This window comes from Pseudomonas sp. FW305-7 (assembly GCF_058786735.1).
In genome coordinates, this window is sequence record NZ_JBYSZA010000016.1 from 15,241 (window position 1) to 34,409 (window position 19,169).

Genomic DNA, 19,169 nt, shown 5'->3' on the forward strand with positions numbered 1-19,169 from the left:
GGAAACCGTATGAGCCTGTCACTTCTGAGCCGCTACGCCTTCTTTGCCGTCTGCGTGATTTTCACCCTCGCCAGCCTGCCTTTTCTCGAACATGACTGGCTGTGGCCATTCACCGCCGTCACTGGCGTATTAAGCCTGATCGGCCTGTTCGACCTGTTGCAGAGCCCGCACGCGGTGCGCCGCAATTACCCGATCCTCGGCAACATCCGCTACCTGGTCGAAGGCATTCGCCCGGAGATTCGCCAGTACCTGCTCGAATCCGACAGCGATGCCCTGCCCTTCTCTCGCGCCCAGCGCTCGCTGGTGTATTCGCGGGCAAAAAACGAAACCGCCGACAAACCCTTCGGCACGCTGATTGATGTCTATCAATCGGGTTTCGAATTCATCGGCCACTCGATGCGCCCGGCACCGCTGAGTGACCCGAGCAGCTTTCGCGTTACCGTCGGCGGCCCGCAGTGCAGCCAGCCGTACTCGGCGTCGGTGTTCAACATCTCGGCGATGAGCTTCGGCTCGCTGAGCGCCAACGCGATTCGCGCACTGAACCAGGGCGCGAAACTCGGCAACTTCGCCCACGACACCGGCGAAGGCAGCATCAGCCCCTATCACCGCGAGCACGGCGGCGACCTGACCTGGGAGCTGGGCAGCGGCTACTTCGGCTGCCGCACCAGCGACGGCCGTTTCGACCCGGAACGCTTCGCCGCCCAGGCGCAGAATCCGCAAGTACGGATGATCGAAATCAAGATGAGCCAGGGTGCCAAACCCGGCCATGGCGGCATCCTGCCCAAGCACAAGGTCACCAAGGAAATCGCCGAAACCCGCGGCATCATGATGGGCGAAGACTGTGTGTCGCCATCACGCCACAGCGCCTTTTCGACGCCGATCGAGATGATGCATTTCATCCAGCAATTGCGTGAACTGTCCGGCGGCAAACCGGTGGGTTTCAAATTCTGCCTCGGCCACCCATGGGAATTCATGGGCATCGCCAAAGCCATGCTGGAAACCGGCATCCTTCCGGACTTCATCGTCGTCGACGGCAAGGAAGGTGGCACCGGCGCTGCGCCCGTGGAATTCACCGACCACATCGGCGTGCCGATGCGTGAAGGCCTGCTGTTCGTGCACAACACGCTGGTCGGCCTGAATCTGCGCGACAAGATCAAACTCGGCGCCAGCGGCAAGATCGTCAGCGCGTTCGACATCGCCAGCGTGCTGGCCATCGGCGCCGACTGGGCCAACTCGGCGCGCGGCTTCATGTTCGCCATCGGCTGCATCCAGTCGCAAAGCTGCCACACCAACAAATGCCCGACCGGGGTCGCCACTCAGGATGCCCTGCGCCAGCGTGCGCTGGTCGTGCCGGACAAGGCGCAACGAGTGTTCAACTTCCATCGCAACACGTTGAAGGCGCTGGCGGAAATGCTCGCCGCAGCCGGGCTCGAACATCCATCACAATTGTCGGCCAAGCACCTGGTACGACGCATGTCCGCGACCGAGATCAAATTGTTCTCGCAGTTGCATGTGTTCCTCAAACCCGGCGAACTGCTCACTGGCGAAGTGAACGGCGAGTTTTATTCGCGGATGTGGCAGATGGCGCGGGCGGACAGTTTTGAGCCGCAGGAAGTGGTCGCAGCGTAACCACAGGCTGAGCCCGTTACCATTGCAGCAGCCTGCCATGCGGCGGCTCTTTGATGACGATGAAAGCGTAATCGCCCAACAGGTAGATCCGGTAATACAGGCTGTCGACCAAAGCGGGATAACCCATGTACCCCACGCGAGCAGCGTTGCGCCGTTCGCGTTCGGCGACCACGTTGGTGATGCCCGCACTCGGCAGGTTTTCGGCAAGCATGCAGTAGTCGATGTTGAGCAGGTAGCGCAGAACCGGCAGCTGTTTGAACGTCCCTACTGCCGCGCTCAGCCAGCGATCGGAATAGGTAACAGACAGATAACTCCGCTTGGCTTCGCGCAGCTCGCGGTGGGCTGAAATGTCATGGCTCAGGCTGTAGAGCGCGCCAGTGGCGAAGGTCTTTTGCATCGTCAGCACCCGGCCATAAGCGAACGACAGCGACAGCGTTGCCAGCAGCGGCATGCTCAGCAGCAGCGGAAGTCGCCGGTGGTGTGACGCCAAGGCGATATGCGCGAGGTAGAACAGAAACACCAGCAGCACACCAAAGCCCATCAGCGTGCGCGCACCTTCATTGAAATCGCGGAACAACAGGGTGATGCCCGGCACCAGCAATACTAACAAAGGCACGGGCAGCAGAAACAACAACCCGCTCTCCCCGGACCTGTCCCGGCGCCGGCCGAGCCGAACAGCACCGGCCAACGCACACGGCGCCAGCCCGGAAAAAACCCATGCATAGCCGCCATGAAACAACAGCCCGACCTTCTCCAGCACCCGGCCAAGGTTGATGCCGATTTGCAACAGTGGATCGGCGCGCCAGTTCAGCAGTTCGCCGCGGCCGGACGCCATGAACGGATGTTCTCTGGCGAGAAAATCGCTCATCCTCATGGCTGCGCCTCGGTAAACGGCTGCGCGAGCTGGTAACGGTTTGAGCCTGTTGCCAGGATTTTTTATCGGTCTTTCAAACCGGCGGTAAGACGTTCAAAGATCGCAGCTTGCAGAGGCAATAGGCAGGCTACGATCTTAGGCTTGTTATGTTTGACAACTCAGGCCGGTATGGCCGCGTGGCTGCCGCTTTGCTGCGTGGCGCTGGCGACCGTTTTCACCGGTTTGGCCCCGGTCTTCACGATATGAGCTTCGGTAAACGCTTTGACAATCCGGGTGGGTTCGTCAAACCAGCCAGGATCGTTTTTGGAGAAACGATCAATCATTGGCCCACCGTGATGAGACTGGTAGTGCATTGTCCACTGGCCCGCTGTCCGGTCATATTTCATGAAGGAAAACCCGGTCAGGATCATGTCGGCATTGCCGTTCCGATCCATTCGCAAACCATAATCCGGAAACTCCATGGCAGCACTTTGTCCCCACCCATGCTCATGAACGGGAAGGTCGTTGTATTGAGCGGCTTCCATGCCCGCTTCAACGTGCCGCACACGCAAAGTCTTCTCCCCCATCTGATCGACCGTGAATGAACACCCACTGAAATTCGGTGTGAATACGTGATCAGGCTCTGCCCATCCTGGATGAACTGGTATATCCACGTACCCGCCCTGAGGCGCCCAATAAGCATGGACCGAGTCGAGTTGACCAGGCCGCTCTCCGGCCTTCACTTCCACCACCTTCAAGGCATTGAACTCGGTTTTCACTGCACCGGAGGTCGTCATTCGCTGCATGGAAAAAATCATCGCTCCGCCACCTTCCCGGTTTGTGAGCTGCGGATCCACCTTGCTTGGATTTGACCAATGCTTGGCGTTGAACAGGTCGCCGATAATTGGCAGCCTGGCAAACTCCGCGCCCGACAGCGCCTGGTGGATATTGGTCGGAGTGGTCGCGTAAGGCACAAATTGAAACTTGCCCCAATCGTAGGACAAATGGCGGACGTCCTTGAGCAACACGACTTGAATGGCGGGCTCCTCCAGACCGTTTGGCAAACCCTCGCGTTTAAAGGGTGGCGGGGTATATACAGGTTTGGCCGGGGCAGGTCTCTGCCTCGGGAATGCACTGGAATGCGCTCCATCAACCCCGTCAGTAATGTCACCGCCTTTCACGGACAACGATTGCCATTGATCCGGCGCCACTTGGCGAAGCCTGGTGCCCTGCACGCGATTGGTCGCGGGGTCGACGATGGCGACGTCCGTGATATCAAGGTTCACGTTGAAATCGTCCCTGATCAGATACACCTTCGATTTGCCGGTTGCATCGATATTGCGAATGAAGCAGCGCTGGCCGTCGACATTTCGAAAAATACCTTTGGCATTGGCTTGCAGACCGGAGATTTGCGCTGACTTGACAGCCAGGCGACTCAATTCCTTGTTATCGAATCCATTAAGTCCGAAGCGGCCAGGTGTTGGCCTGAAGTCGCCAGGCGTACCATAAAGCCGATTGTTCACAGGGTTGTAGTGATACCACTTGTCGTTGTTTAACACGCCCAGGCTTTCGACACTTTGCTCGCCCAACTTCCAGGTACCGATCAGCGTCGGCCCGTGTTCTTTACTCAGGGCCTGCAACAAGTCGTAGTTGCCCGCCGCGCCACGCAACTTGTTGATCTGCTGCAGGCCTTTGGCGCCTGTAAACTTCAGCCCCCTGCCCAGCAGTCGGGCTCCTGCCACTGCCAAATCATCCAATCCACTCAGCGGATTGAGTTCACCAATAATCACTGCGCCGATTATCTTCGCCGCCTTCAGTAACGTGCCGATAGCCGAAGCCGTCTTGGCACCGATCTGCGCCAACTTCGTCACGGCACCTGCACCGGCGGTGACAAATCCCAATAGATCGAGGAACAGATCCACTGCGCCGTCAACGTGGTTACCGTTCACAAAATTAGTAATAGAGGACTTGAACGGAATCAGATTGAGCACAAAATCCCTGGCGGCTTCCACGGCTGCGTCCTCGCGATCTTTTGTGGTTATGCCTTCAGCAGCTTTCAAGATGTTCTGACTGTCGAGATCAAGATGCTCCACAAACGCGCTGGCAATCGCTGTGGTTCTCCTGCTTCGGTAGTTTTGCGGGGGCAGTTCGTTCGGTGATTGTTTTTGCTTGAGTTGCGCCGCTGCCGTCGTTTCGGCGACATGAAAAGGCTCAGTGGTGTACTGGATACTCGGAATGTTCAGGTCGTACTCGTCTTGCGCTGTTGCAGGGTCGATATCGGTTTTGTCGATCATGCTGCGGCTTAAGTCCATCCGATATATCGACAGTTTTTTCTCGACGCCTCGCTCGACTCGCAGAATCAGTGCAGGGCTGGTGGACAGGTGGTTTTTGCCAACAAAGCCCGTACTGAGCCGGTAGGTCTTTTGCTGATAGAAATCGACCTTTCCATATTCCAGGTTTTCTCTATCCTTCAATGGCAACTGGGATATCAGATGCCTTACGCTGCCATCGGCAACTTTCTTGAGGTTACGGACAGCACTACCGAACTCGGTCTTGAAGGTGTCGGGCACGCCGAATTCGAGAGTGGCATTGACTGCACCGATAAGCGGCTTTAGCCGTGGATCGTCGGTTTTCCATTGGTAATAATGGCGGACCTCCGATCATGGCCATGTCCAACAGCGAATATTTACTGACGGGACCCGTACCTAAAAAGAGCGAATAAGCGATGGTTTGCAGAGGGGCGGCGAGTTCAAAGACTCGCTCTTCAAAGGGTACGTTATCGCCAAACTTTTCTCTTAGTTTGGCCAGGGCGATTTCTTTACGACTGGGTATCTGACTGTTCAACAGGGTCGACGTCTCTAGACGATCGGCGAGTTGCTGATTGAATGCGGTTTTCGCATAGTCCAGTTTTTCGTTGGAGTACCGCTCATCAGCGGCCCTTTCCAGCACACCGTTGACGACGCCCCAATCCACCAACGCTGATGCATGGGCTTGCCGGGTAACTACCGGATCAAGCAGGGCGGCACTTTGCGCACTGACCATGACTTGGGCAAACGTCATATTCGCGAGCTTTCCCGGTGATTGGGCATCGATCGTCGCCGCAGCAACCGCGAGGTTAAACCAGGCAGTGGTGCCATATTTCACACTGTCGGGGATATCTTTGATCAGGAAAACAGCAGCCTTTCTCAGCAACAATGCGTACGTCGCCAGCCCGGCCATTGCTGGACTGATCAGGCTTTCTGCAATCAAGTGCGCCCGCAGATCATCGAATACCACCGACGCGCATTTTCCCCAGTGTTTCTCGCTGGCCAGATCGAATCCGGCAACCTGGTTGCGCAGAGTATTTTCCATGGACGCTGGATCCAGCAGCCAATGGACGGCAGCCAATGCATATTCGCTGACGCTGAGATCGGTAGAGATCCCGTTCAGGTGTGTCTGTACCACCAGCCCCAATGCCTGGCCGCGAGCACCGGTGATAAGAGCTTCCAGTGCCGCAGCCGGGTCCTGTAATGATTCAGTTGAAAGCGGCTGGTCGCTATTCAAATAATCCAGTATCCCAAACCCCGGTTTGATACCACTCTCTACATAGTTACTGATGTGGGCCCGTGCCAGTTTCTGTTCAGCGACACTGAGCGGTACCGGCCAGGACAATGCACCACCGAAGTCTCCAAACTTGTGCGGCACGATATTATCGACTTTCAGGTGAGTTGAAATCTTGCCAGCCTGAGTATTATCAGAGGTAGAAGCTGCATTGACAGAGGAACCATTAGATACTGACATTCGATCATCCTTGACGAATTAAAGAGAATCAAAAGTAAATAACCAAACCGGAAAAACAAGAAGCCAATATCTATTGCAAATTTGACGACTTCAAATACTACACAAGCCATTACATACATAAACCCACACACGCATTACCAATTGCATATCACTGGCTATGTATTCTTTCAAATTAAAACCTGTGCAAAACCCCTCATCATCTTATTCAATGAACAACATGAGTTTTCTATTGACATTGGCAGACATGCTTTTCGAAAAGATGCATGAAGACATTACTGAACGGGACTGGATGCCGACGGTAAAACGCAAAAAGATCGCCGCCCCCGGTAGCACCTTGAATAATTTTCAGGGACTACTGGAGGCGGCGATCTCTTGTTTTCGCCTATCGCGCTTTACAACTTACGAAGCCGAACGCGCCGCACCTTGTGTCACTTGGGTCGGTTGCAACTTGAACACGTAAAACAACACGGTCAGCAGCACCAGGAATACCGGCCCTACGTACAGCGCGATGCGCGTGTCCGGGAAGTACGCCATCAAGCCGACCACCAGCACCAGAAACGCCAGCGCACAGTACGAACTGAGCGGATACAGCCACATCTTGTATTTCAGGCCGGCACGCTCGCTGGCGCTCAGGCCTTTGCGGAATTTCAATTGCGCCAGCAGGATCATCACCCAGGTCCAGATCGCGCCGAAGGTGGCAATCGAGGTCACCCAGACGAAGACTTTTTCCGGCACCAGGTAGTTGAGCAACACGCCGATCAGCAAGGCAAAAATCGACAGCAGCAACGCCCGGCGTGGCACGCCGTTGGAGGTCTTGGCGAAACCGGCCGGGGCCTGACCGTTCTGCGCCAGGCTGTAGAGCATGCGCCCGGTGCTGAAGATGCCGCCGTTGCAGGAAGACAGGGCCGCAGTGATCACCACGAAGTTGATGATGCCAGCCGCCGTCTTGATGCCCAGACGTTCGAAGGTCATCACGAACGGGCTGCCCTGCGTGCCGATTTCATTCCATGGGTAGATCGACAGGATCACGAACAGTGCACCGACGTAGAACAGCAGAATCCGCCAGAACACCGAGCCGATGGCGTTAGGGATGGTCTTCTGCGGGTTCTTCGCTTCACCGGCGGTCAGGCCGATCATCTCGACACCGAGGTAGGCGAACATGACCATTTGCAGCGACATCAGCACACCGGTCACGCCATTGGGCATGAAACCGCCGTGCGCCCACAGGTTGGAAATTCCCAGGGCAACGCCGTCGTTGCCGAAACCGAAAGCGATGATGCCGATGCCGCCGATCACCATGGCGATGATGGTGACGATCTTGATCAGGGCGAACCAGAATTCGAATTCACCGAAGGCCTTCACCGCGATCAGGTTGATCGAGCCCATGCTGACCAGCGCCGCGAGGGCCCAGATCCAGCGCGGCACATCGGGGAACCAGATGCCCATGTACACGGCGACGGCGGTGATTTCCGCGACGCACGTCACCAGCCACAGGAACCAGTAGTTCCAGCCTGTGAGGAAACCCGCCAAAGGCCCGAGATAGTCTTGCGCGTAGCGGCTGAACGAACCGGCCACCGGGTTGTGCACGGCCATTTCGCCGAGGGCGCGCATGATCACCAGGATCGCCAGACCGCCAAGAATGTAGGAAAGCATGATCGCCGGGCCGGCCATTTCGATGGCTTTGGCCGAACCTAGAAACAGGCCGACGCCGATACAGGCGCCGAGCGCCATCAGGCGAATATGCCGTTCGCCGAGTTCGCGTTTGAGCGGACCGCCCTGAGCGGTTTCGCCGTGGGGCAGGTGATTGCCAACTGGCATAGGGGTGCAACCTCGTCTTGTTATTGGATAGGACCACCGAGTGTCGAAGCCTCGACCGATAGGCGTTGGCTTGTAGAAAACCGCGCCTGCTTCGTGGGCAAACGCGTCTTGTAGGACAAAACCTGCAAGATCAGCGGGGCGTGCAGTATAAAAAGCGCTGGGCAGGTATTTTCACTCTATAAAACACAACATTCAGCGACAACTCTCGGCAAAAGCCCGGTTTACGGAGAGGCATTACCTGCATTACGTAGGAATTTTCACCGCCGAAAAAGGCGCCGAGTATTGCACAGCATTGGTGCATCGTCATGCCCCTGCTTAGGTGGTATTGCCCCGCAGAGCGCTCTAATTGGCAGGTTTGGGCTACTGATAACTTTGTGGCGAGGGGGCTTGCCCCCGTTGGGTTGCGAAGCAGCCCCATAAATCAGTCGGTTGAACCGAGGTTGCATGATTTACGACGAGGGCGCCGCCGAACGGGGCGGTGCGGTGCGGTACGGCAGTGCGACGACTCGACAAGCCCCCTCGCCACAGGATTCAGTAGTGTCTAAGGCGGAGTAATTGGTCCTTCGCAGAGCTCGGAAACGTCTCTCAACCTAATCAGACCCACTGTCGGCACCTGCGCTCTAGCCTTGAAAAGATCATTAATGATCTAAAAAGGAAACAATGGAGTGCCCTTAAAACCAAACTCGCATCTTTTACGCACAGGTCGATATTCCGAAGTTGATCGGGCCTACTTGATCACGACTGTCGTTCATTCTCGGCAACGCATTTTTTCCGACTGGAAATTGGGAAGACTACTGGTGGCAGAATTGCGACGTGCTCATGACCAAGGTCTCGTTGATTCCATTGCTTGGGTAGTAATGCCTGATCACCTTCATTGGCTGCTTCAACTGAAAGATACCAGTCTGGGAAAAGTCGTCGGCGCTGTAAAATCGCGCTGTACTCTAAAAATCAACCAAGTGACCGGACGACAAGGGCCTCTCTGGCAAACCGGCTACCACGACCGCGCCATCCGCGACGGAGAAGACTTGCGCCCCTATGCCCGCTACATCATCGCCAACCCACTACGGGCCGGACTGGTAGAAAAGATAGGCGACTATCCACTTTGGGATGCCTGCTGGCTCTGATTCAAACTGTGGCGAGGGAGCTTGTCGAAGCTTCGCACCATCCCGCTCGGTTGCGCAGCAATCGCAAAAACTGTGCATGTGGTGTTCAAACAGATCGCGATTAACTGACTTGGGCCTGCTGCGCAGTCCAGCGGGGGCAAGCCCCCTCGCCACAGGGGCAAAAGTTCGCCCCAGTTTTATTCAGATACTCCCTCCCCCCACCCCTTCACAATTTTTTCACCAGCGCCAACCACCGTCTAAGCTTCAGACAAGTCCGATCAATCTGCGTGAATGGATCAATCGACTATGGGCGCTTTGTGGCAGACCGATTCGAGTAAAGCCGTGGTTCCGACTGAACGTGTGGATGATCAAGCGCCTGTCCCTGAAAAACCCCGCCGCAGCCGGCACGGGTGGAAGGCTTTCTGGTTGTTGCTGCTGATTATCGCGGTGGTGGTGGGGCTGGCTGCCTCCAAGGAAATGCGCACCTCGCGTTTTCAATCCCGGGAACTCAGCCAATATGCCGCCTCGCTGACCTACAAACTGGAGCCGGGCCCCAGTGAAGCCATTCGTTATCCGGGCAACGGTCCGTTCGACCTGCGGCTGGGTTACAGCTCCCTTGATGAATTTCTGCCGCGCCTGCTCAAGCGCAACTATGTCGTCACCGAGCAGACGCGTTTTTCACCGGCGCTGCTGAGCTACACCGACAAAGGCCTGTTTGTGCCCTACTCCGAGAAAATCCAGGCCGGGCTGTCGATCACCGATTGCCGCGCCGCACCGCTGTACAAGTACAACTATCCGCAGCAGCTGTATTCGAGCTTCGCGGCGATTCCACCAGTGGTGGTCAACAGCCTGCTGTTCATTGAAAACCGCTTCCTGCTCGACCCCAAGCAACCCTTGGCCAACCCGGCTGTGGACTGGCCACGGTTCGGCATGGCCGCGTGGTCACAGGTGGCGAAGTTGCTGCACCTGCCCGGGCAATCTGCCGGGGGCAGTACCCTGGCAACGCAACTGGAGAAATACCGGCATTCGCCCGATGGCCTGACGGTGTCCGGCGCCGAGAAGATTCGCCAGATGATTTCCGCCAGCGTGCGCGCCTATCAGCCCGGCCCGGAAACCCTCGGCGCGCGGCAGAACATCATTCGCGACTACCTCAACAGCGTGCCGCTGTCCGCCGTGCCCGGCCACGGCGAGGTGCACGGCATGGCCGAAGGGCTGCGGGTCTGGTACGGCACGGATTTCAACAAGGCCAACGAACAGTTGAACAGCCCTGCGACCGACCCGAAAACCATGGCCGAAAAAGGCCTGGCCTTGCGTGAAATGCTCTCGCTGATGATTGCCCAGCGGCGCCCGTCGCATTACCTGACCAAGGGCCACGAAGAACTCGCCGACCTGACCGACAGCCACTTGCGCCTGCTCAAGCAGAGCGGCGTGATCGACAGCGCCCTCGCCGACGCGGCACTGGCCAGCACCGTCAGCTACCGCGACTGGCAGACCCAGCCGACCATTCAGCCGATTGAAACCAACAAAGGCATCAGCGTCGCCCGCAGCCGTTTGGCGAGCATGCTCAATCGTCCGCTGTACGACCTCGACCGCCTCGACCTCTCGGCCACCAGCACTCTGCAGGGCGACCTGCAAACCCAGGCCACCGCTTATCTGAAGAAACTCGCCGACCCGGCCTACGCCGGCGAAATCGGCCTGCTCGGCGAACGCCTGTTGACCCCCACCAGCACCAGTCAAGTGCGCTACAGCTTCACCCTGTTCGAACTGACCCCGGACGGCTCGCGGGTGCGGGTGCAGACCGACAGCACCGATCAGCCGTTCGACATCAACGAGGGCAGCAAACTCGAATTGGGCTCGACGGCGAAGATGCGCGTGCTCACCACCTACCTGCAAATCATCGCCGAGCTGCACGACAAATACGGCGCCATGAGCGTGCCGGAACTGAAGAAAGTCGAAGTGCCGGATCAGGATCGCCTCAGCCAATGGGTCATCGACTATCTGATCCAGAACAAGGATCACGACCTGTCGAAGATGCTCGGCGCCGCCCTCGATCGCAAATACTCGGCCAGCCCCGGCGAGGCGTTTTTCACCGGTGGCGGGCTGCACGTGTTCCACAACTTTCGCAAGGAAGACAACGGGCGCATGCCGACCCTGCGTGATGCCTTGCGTGAGTCGATCAATCTGCCGTTCATTCGCCTGATGCGCGATGTGGTGCGCTACGTCACCTACTCCGGTCCCAACAGCAGCGCCGAACTGCTCAAGGACGACCGCGACCCGCGACGTCAGGAATACCTGGCCAATTTCGCCGACCGCGAAGGCACTTCGTTCCTGCTCAAGTTCTGGAAAAAGTACAAAAACAAGGACACCCAGGCGCGCCTCGACACCTTCCTCGACAGCATGCGCCCGACCCCGATCCGCATGGCCGCCGTGCACCGTTACCTGTTGCCGAACGCCAGTCAGGAAGATTTCAACAGCTTCGTGCGCTCGCACCTCAAGGGCGCCAAGCTCACCGAGAAACTCACCGATGATCGCCTGATCAGGCTCTATGATTCCTATGGCCCGGGCAGTTACGACCTGCCGGATCAAGGCTTCATCGCCAAGGTGCACCCGCTCGACCTGTGGCTGATGGGTTACCTGTTGAACAACCCCGACGCGACGTTTAGCCAGATGGTCAAGGCCAGCCAGTTCGAGCGTCAGGAAGTCTACAGCTGGCTGTTCAAGAGCAAGCACAAGGGCGCGCGCGACAGCCGCATCCGCACCATGCTCGAGATCGAAGCGTTCCTGGAAATCCATCAGCGCTGGCAGAAAGTCGGCTACCCGTTCGATCATCTGGTGCCGTCGCTGGCAACCGCCATCGGCAGCTCCGGCGACCGCCCGGCCGCCCTGGCAGAGCTGATCGGCACCATCCTCAACGACGGCGTGCGCATGCCGACCCTGCGCATCGACAGCCTGCACTTCGCCGCCGGAACCCCCTATGAAACCCGACTGGTCAATGACCCGCATGTCGGCAAACGGGTGATGCCGTCGGAAGTTGCGACAGCCATGCGTGAAGCCTTGTCGCAGGTGGTGGACGCCGGCACGGCAAAACGTGTTTCCGGCAGTTTCAAACTGGCTGATGGCAGCCCGCTGGCCATGGGTGGCAAAACCGGTACCGGCGACAACCGGATCGAGGCCATCGGCTCAGGCGGAAGGATCCTCAGCTCGAAGTCGATCAACCGCACGGCGACCTTCGTTTTCTACATCGGCGATCACCATTTCGGCACCCTCACCGCGTTCGTTCCGGGGCGTTCTGCGGAGAACTTCAAATTCACCTCAGCCCTGCCGGTACAGGTGCTCAAGGGCATGGCACCGATTCTCACACCGTACTTGCAACCGGGTAGTGACTCGCAATGCCGGCCTGCGGAAAACACCCAGGTCACCCTGGTCACAGCACCTGCCGTCGAGCGTCTTTGAACAGCGTTCGGCGTCAGGAAGGTTGAGATAACCCGGCGCACCGGGTGGTACAGAGTTATTTTTTTCGATTCGAATTTTCGACCGGTCGGCCGCGAAAACCCCGGTTTAAACACGTGGGTTTTTAGTCTTTTGTTTTGAGCCTTCACCGATAAGGTGATCATCCCTACCAAGCACTCAAGGATGATTGCCATGCCTGCGTCCCCCTCCTCCGCCGACGATCTGCACAAGGGTCGGCACCACGAATTCATCAAAAACACGCTCCACGGCACGTTCAAGTCCGCCACCCTCAACCGAGGACTGGCACTCAGTGCCGCGACGCTGAAACCCGAAGCGTGGTACGCCACCTCGCACACCCTCCAGCACGACAAACTCAAAGCCGCCAATCTCAAGGCCTGGGCTTCGCAGAACAAGGTCGACGTACTGCTGGCCAAACTCGATATCTACACGTTTGCCGCTCCGCTGTTGCAAGCGAAACTCAAGGAGCGCTGCGGCGTCGACATCGACGTCAAAACCACCTGGCTGCGTTTGTACATGCCCAAGGACAAACCCTGGTGGGCCATCGACATCTCGGGGGGGGCCACGGCCCGCACGGTGTCGTTGCTGGATGCCGCACTGCACAATTTCGCCAAAGACGAACAGGTCGATGCCGCCTCGGCTTTCATCAGCAAACCCGATGCGCTGGGCCACTTCGAGGTGCTTACGCTGGCCAATCTGAGCATCAGCGAGTTCCAGACGCTGTGCCGGGAACTGGACATTGGCGCGCAGTACAAAAAACATCTGGAAAGCTATCTTTTGTCCGGCGACGCCGTCGCCGATGCGGTGCTCAAGCACAAAGTCGTCGAGAGCCAGAAAGACGCACTCACGGTGGCGGCACAGTTGGCGTTGATCACCGGCGACATTCAGTACGACGTCTACAAACTGATGCTGGAATTGACCAAGGACAAACCCCGGCTGGTGCTCAATGGCCGCAGAATGCAGTGCTGCGATCTTTCGATGATGGACAACCGCCTGACCGGCATCACCCTGCTGATCCCCGCCAGACCCGACACCCGTGGCATCAATCGGTTGATCGTGTACCTGCCCCACGACCCCGACCACCCGCTCAAGGAGTACGCCTCGGTCGATGCGTTTATCGAGGAACTGGCGCGGCAGTTGCGTGAGGATAAACTCGCTGCATCCTCACAAATGACCTATCGACAATTCTTCAGCCAGTTTGTCGATCAACAACAGCGCGGGCATTTTTTCGCCAGCCTCGAGCAACGCCTGTTCAAGCTGCAATGGCATCCGCCCGGGGATCCGACGGATCAACGCCCGACATGGCGCAAAGAGCCGGTGCCGCGACCACGCCTGCAAATCGACACCGTCGCGCTGCCCGCCGATTACTGGCGACACGTCTACCAGCAAAAGCTCAACAAGATCCTCAACGATGGCCGCGAGATCGCCGTGTCCACTGCCGATACCGACAGCAACACGCGCTGGGCCTGGTGGGACAACTTCAAGAAAATCGTCTCGGACATTTTCAATGCCGCCCTGCTGATCGCCACGCCGTTCGTGCCGTTTCTCGGCGAGTTGATGATGGCCTACACCGTGTACCAACTGACCAGCGACGTCATCGAAGGCATTGTCGATCTGGCCGAGGGACTGGGGCAGGAAGCCGCCGAGCATGTGATCAGCGTGGTCACCGACGTGATTCAGCTGGCGGCCTTCAGTGCCGGAACCGCCATCGGCTCGACTTTGCGCGTCAAGTTTTCCAAGTTGGTCGACGACATGAAACCCGTGCGTTTGCCCAGTGGCAAAGCCAGCCTCTGGCATCCGGATCTTGGCCCTTACGAACAGAAGAATCTGGCGCTGTCGGTGGCTTCGAAACCCGACCGACTGGGCCTGCACCGTCATGGCAACGACCTGCTGCTGCCGCTCGACGGCAAGCTGTACAAGGTGCAGAAAGCCACGACCGAACCGGCGCACAAGACCCACCGCATCGAACACCCCTCACGCGCCAACGCCTATCAGCCGACCCTTGAACACAACGATCACGGCGCCTGGCTGCACGAAGCGGAAAACCCCGAGGATTGGTCAGGCCCGACCCTGATGCGCCGGCTCGGCCACAGCGTCGAACGCTTCTCGCCGCTGGAGCTGGAGCAGATCCGCGTCGCCAGCGGCACCGACGCTGAAGAGTTGCGGCGCATGCACATCGACAACAGCCCGCCGCCACCGGTACTGGCCGACACGATCAAGCGTTACAAGGCCTATGACGATGCAGACACCACCATCGCCGATATTCGCGCCGGGCGGCCGATCGACGCGCAATCGGTGTGGTTTGAACCGATCATCACCCGACTGCCCGGCTGGCCAACCGAGCGGGCATTGCGCGTGTGTGAAAACGCTGACCTCAGCGGCCACTCACGCCAGTACGGCAATCCGGCCGCCACCGAGGCCGATACCCTGAGCATCGGCCTGCCGGATCTGACCGCCGGCCGACTGCCCGAGCGAGCGGCGGTGTTTCTCACCGACAGCGAAATGCGCGCCTTGGCCGGTCGTGAAGTCCCGGCAGCACAGCGTCCCCAGGCCATGCGCAATCTGCTCGCCGATGCGGTAGATGACCTTCAGGGTGATTTGGCCTCGCGCATTTATCAGGGTACGGAACGCTCCAACAAGGCCGACGTACGGGTCATGACCCAGACCTTCCCGGACATGCCACTGAGCCTCGCCGAAAAAACCCTGGCCCAGGCCCGACCGGCCGAGCTGGAGCGGATTGTCAGCGAAAACCGCCTGCCCCTGCGCATCAAGACGCAGGCCCGCGAGGCCAACTTCGAAGCCACCACGGCCCGCGCCTACGACGGTTTCTACCATGACGAACGGGTGGTGCCGGACACCGAACGGCTTGCGCTCAACACCCTGCGCACTTTTAGCGACAGTTTTGGCGAGATGCGCCTGGAAGTGCGTGACGGCACTTACGACGGCCCGTTGCGTTGCAGCGTCGGTCCGGACGAACCTGCCAGCGTCAGACGCCTGATCCGCGATGAACACGGCCGCTACGAAGTGCTCGACGGCGACAACCGTACCCTGCACGCCCCCGCCGACTTTTACGAAGCGCTGCTGCAGGCCCTGCCGGAGGACAAGCGTCAGCAGATCGGTTATCAGAAAGGTCAGGGACGCTTGCTGAAACTCTGGATCATGGACAAAACCGCGGCACCGGCCGAACGTCGGGTACTCCTCGCCGAGCCGCCCGTGCTCCCGGTGGCGAGCATTGAAACCGTCGAGCTGGTGCGTGGCTGGCCATGGCCGTTCGGCGAAAAAACCTTCGAGGAGCGCATCAAACAGTTGTTTCCAAAACTGAACGAGCGTCAGGTGAACAACTTTGCCGAAGCCTTGCGCGCCAAACCGGATCCCGAAGCGGCGCTGCAACAACTCAAGGACCAACTCAAGGAACTGCGCAGCACACTGGCACGCTGGCGCAACAGTCAGCCGGTGGGACTGGACAGTGCCGGCGAACCGATTCATGGCGTTTCGGCCGAGTTCCTGCGCACTGGCGGACTGCACCTGGAGGAGCGCCTGCTCGATTGCTTTGAACGCAAGAACGAGGCGTTCGCCGAGCGCGATCAGCATCCAGATCAAGGCTACACGCTGAATTTATCCTCCGACCTTTCCCGCCCGGATCACGACCGTTGGTGGAACGAAATGCGCCGGCAACCCGGCATGAAAAAATACCTCGATCAGATCACCGCACTGAAAATCGACAATGGACGCTTCTCCCCGGACAGCCAATTGCTCAATGACCTGCCGCAACTGCGCCAGTTGAGCGCCCGCCAGTGCGGCCTGAACAACGTGCCATCAGCCATCGGCGAAATGCGTGATCTGCAGACCCTCGACCTGACCGATAACCGCATCAGGCTCAATGACGAATCGGCCGCACGTCTGAGCGGCCTCACCCGCCTGCAATCGCTGCGCTTGACCGGCAACCCGTTGGGTCAGGCGCCGGACGTCGGGCGCATGTATCGCTTGAATGAATTGAGTCTGGCCAACAGCGATATCCGCGACTGGCCGCGCGGTCTGTTCCGGGTCGCCAATGCACCGCGCCATCGCCCGCGCAGTTTTGTCCTGGACATGCGCCGATCCCCGATCACCACCGTCCCTGAGGTCACGCCCGGCTCCGATGAAGCGTTCATCCTTTCCCGCGCACGCTTCGATACCCAGCGGCTGGCCGACTCCGACCGCATTCGTTACGGCAACTACCGCGAGTCGGCGGGGTTCAGCCGCCAGCAAGCGTATTCCCCAGCGGTGGAAAACGAAGTCAGCCATTGGCTGTCATCGGATGAGCCAACGACGTTCAGCGCATCACAGTCGCTCAGGCGACAGCGCGAAGAATCCTGGCAGGACGTGATGGCCGAGCCCGGCTCCGAGGATTTGTTCAGGATTATCCGCGAACAAAGAGAGAGCGAGGATTACCGCTCCGAGCGATCACGCAAGAGACTCACCCGACGCGTCTGGGAACTGATCGAGGCCGCCGCCCTTGACACCGACCTGCGTGAACAATTGTTCGAACAGGCCCGTGCGCCGGAAACCTGCCAGGACGGCAACGCTCAACTGTTCAACTCCATGGGGCTGAAGGTGCTGGTGTCCAAAGCCTACGCCGAGCGGACCTCGGCCAGAACACTGGACGATAACCTGGTGCGGCTGGCCCGCAGTGCTGCGCGCCTGGAAAGAGTGGGTGATATCGCCCGCGAAGAAGTCAGCCGCCAGCAACAACGGAACCTGATCAACCCTTCAGTCAATCTGCCACCGGATCAATTTGAAGTGCACCTGGCCTTCGAAACGGGACTGGCCGAGCGTCTGGGCCTGCCATGGCAGTCCGACGGCATGATGTATCACCTGCGCTCAGGCGTAGACCAAGGCATGATCGACCGGGCCTACGACACGATCATCGAGCGCGAACGTGGCGAGGGGCTGGCCAACGGCATGCTCGACTTGTATGTCGACGGCTTCTGGGAGCGCCATTTGCGCAGAACTCATCCCACGCAATTTGAAGCCAATGACCAGGTGTTCGAAGAACAGCATCGGCGACTGGAAGAGTTGCGTGAATTACAGACACAGTGGGTCAACACCACAGACCCCACGCGACTGAATCCACTGGCCCGCCGCATGGAGGCTCTGGCCAGACAATTGAACGCACGCGAAGCTGAAATCTTCAGCGGCGAAGTCATGAGCGATGCCTACTACAGCCGGCTGTTGAGCGACCTGGCGTACACACGCAATGACCTGGCCAGACAACTGACCCACAAGGCGCTGCAGACTGCCGGTCTTGAGGAGAAACCCAAACCGTCTAGCCCAACTCCGAATCCCAGACAACCGTGACGTTGCCTGAGTAGCTGCGCGCGTAACCTTCCTGCAGCATTTCATCTACCGCATCCCGGGCCACCTCGAAATGCAGGATCCCGGGCTTGCGGTCGAGGTAGAAACCCGGCTGGAACATTTCGCTGCCACTGCCGTCGCGCAACAGTCGGCGGCGATTTACCGGACGTCCCGCTGCGTCGGTCAGCCCGGTGGGCAGCGTGACACTGACTTCCAGTGGCACGGCGTGGCCAGCGGTGGGTTCCCACAGTGCACAGTTGTTGTCGCTGGCGTACTCGCACGTCAGGTTCATCTTGAAACGGCTTGAAGCGGAAATGTGAAACGTCTGATCACGCATCAGCCGTGCCGGTTTGCGCCCCTGATCGAGCCACGAATGCCAGCCACCGACGGGTTCCAGCACCACACGGTTACCACCCGGGGGGAGGTCGACTTTCAGCGTGTGGGTGACCGTGAGGAGGAAATTCAAAGTCAGCAACGAGTCGGATGGAATCATCACGTCGCCCATGTCGAAATCCTGGTTGGGGCCAACGGTGTAGCTGATTGAACCGGTGTAGTTGCCTGCATCCATTTGCAGTGGATTGGGCGTACGCAATTCGTAGGCGTAGACGAAAAATACGTAGCGCATGGACGCCGGAATGTCGAACTTTGCCTGTTTGCTGCAGGCGCCGGCCCCGGTCGGCACCTTCCAGAAGCTGTTGTAGCCGAACGATCCAGCCGAAAAAGTACCGATGCCCTGACAGGGCGGCGGAGCGTACATCCATGCACCACCCGCCCACAAATCATCCCAGCCGCCACCACCGGTCAACTCTTCAATCGTCTGTGGCAATCGCGTTTCATGACCGATACCGGCAATCCTCAACTGGAGGATCTGCGTATTGCCGGACGCATGAGTCACGGTAACGTCGCGCCAGTCGGAGGGAATTCTGGCCATCCCGCCCTGGCGAGGATCGCTGTGGTTGGCCAGGATCGGCGCATTGGCCGTGAAAGGAATCCGTGCGACCAGGCTGAACAAACCTGACGGCTCACACGCCCAGGGCGCTTGTCGACAGAAACCTTCCGACGGCGTGCGGTTCGTGAACTGATTTCTTTGCGGGTTGGCAAAGTCCGGTTCGAAGGTCGCTTCGATGTTATGCACTTCAGCCGGTGCAGCACCGGCAAACAGCATCAGCAGCAAGCCGCTCCAT

Annotated in this window: 8 protein-coding genes and 1 pseudogene; 4 read left to right on the forward strand and 5 right to left on the reverse strand. The window is 58.6% G+C overall.

Annotated elements, in window-relative coordinates; translation table 11 throughout:
- Positions 1–9: 9 nt before the first annotated feature.
- Positions 10–1,629 (forward strand): FMN-binding glutamate synthase family protein, encoded by a 1,620-nt coding sequence (locus tag AC3WMT_RS18805; protein ID WP_103304593.1) that lies wholly within the window; start codon positions 10–12, stop codon positions 1,627–1,629.
- A 16-nt stretch (positions 1,630–1,645) separates the two neighbouring features.
- On the opposite strand, the pseudogene AC3WMT_RS18810 reads toward AC3WMT_RS18805, so the two are convergent.
- From AC3WMT_RS18810 to AC3WMT_RS18825, 4 genes and pseudogenes are all read right to left on the reverse strand, one after another.
- Positions 1,646–2,473, reverse strand: a pseudogene (locus tag AC3WMT_RS18810) (glucosyltransferase domain-containing protein); the annotation flags it as partial.
- Positions 2,474–2,661: 188 nt separating this feature from the next.
- Positions 2,662–5,052 (reverse strand): hypothetical protein, encoded by a 2,391-nt coding sequence (locus tag AC3WMT_RS18815; RefSeq protein ID WP_103304592.1) that lies wholly within the window; start codon positions 5,050–5,052, stop codon positions 2,662–2,664.
- Positions 5,021–6,262 carry a hypothetical protein gene (locus AC3WMT_RS18820; protein ID WP_103304591.1) on the reverse strand — a complete coding sequence of 414 codons (1,242 nt, stop codon included), beginning with the start codon at positions 6,260–6,262 and terminating at the stop codon, positions 5,021–5,023. The genes AC3WMT_RS18815 and AC3WMT_RS18820 overlap by 32 nt, the downstream gene beginning before the upstream one ends.
- A gap of 399 nt (positions 6,263–6,661) precedes the next feature.
- Positions 6,662–8,080 carry an amino acid permease gene (locus tag AC3WMT_RS18825; protein WP_103304590.1) on the reverse strand — a complete coding sequence of 473 codons (1,419 nt, stop codon included), beginning with the start codon at positions 8,078–8,080 and terminating at the stop codon, positions 6,662–6,664.
- 665 nt (positions 8,081–8,745) lie between these two features.
- Between AC3WMT_RS18825 and AC3WMT_RS18830 the strand changes: the two genes are divergently transcribed.
- From AC3WMT_RS18830 to AC3WMT_RS18840, 3 genes are all read left to right on the forward strand, one after another.
- Entirely contained in the window at positions 8,746–9,204 is a 459-nt protein-coding gene (locus AC3WMT_RS18830; protein ID WP_103304589.1) for an REP-associated tyrosine transposase, read from the forward strand.
- Between the two features lie 285 nt (positions 9,205–9,489).
- Complete coding sequence (locus AC3WMT_RS18835) at positions 9,490–12,636, forward strand: transglycosylase domain-containing protein (RefSeq protein ID WP_103304588.1); 3,147 nt, start codon at positions 9,490–9,492, stop codon at positions 12,634–12,636.
- Positions 12,637–12,825: 189 nt separating this feature from the next.
- The gene (locus AC3WMT_RS18840) at positions 12,826–17,988 is read left to right on the forward strand and encodes an NEL-type E3 ubiquitin ligase domain-containing protein (protein WP_103304587.1); all 5,163 of its coding nucleotides are present in this window, start codon (positions 12,826–12,828) and stop codon (positions 17,986–17,988) included.
- Here the strand turns inward: AC3WMT_RS18840 and AC3WMT_RS18845 are convergent.
- Positions 17,957–19,150 (reverse strand): hypothetical protein, encoded by a 1,194-nt coding sequence (locus tag AC3WMT_RS18845; protein ID WP_249412165.1) that lies wholly within the window; start codon positions 19,148–19,150, stop codon positions 17,957–17,959. The two genes, AC3WMT_RS18840 and AC3WMT_RS18845, sit on opposite strands and share 32 nt — an antisense overlap.
- Between the last annotated feature and the right edge of the window lie 19 nt (positions 19,151–19,169).

Bases quoted from the DNA above. Each gene is read 5' to 3' on its own strand.
- AC3WMT_RS18820 (WP_103304591.1), bottom strand. From the start codon at position 6,262: ATGTCAGTATCTAATGGTTCCTCTGTCAATGCAGCTTCTACCTCTGAT.
- AC3WMT_RS18840 (WP_103304587.1), top strand. From the start codon at position 12,826: ATGCCTGCGTCCCCCTCCTCCGCCGACGATCTGCACAAGGGTCGGCAC.
- AC3WMT_RS18845 (WP_249412165.1), bottom strand. From the start codon at position 19,150: ATGCTGTTTGCCGGTGCTGCACCGGCTGAAGTGCATAACATCGAAGCG.
- AC3WMT_RS18805 (WP_103304593.1), top strand. From the start codon at position 10: ATGAGCCTGTCACTTCTGAGCCGCTACGCCTTCTTTGCCGTCTGCGTG.
- AC3WMT_RS18825 (WP_103304590.1), bottom strand. From the start codon at position 8,080: ATGCCAGTTGGCAATCACCTGCCCCACGGCGAAACCGCTCAGGGCGGT.
- AC3WMT_RS18835 (WP_103304588.1), top strand. From the start codon at position 9,490: ATGGGCGCTTTGTGGCAGACCGATTCGAGTAAAGCCGTGGTTCCGACT.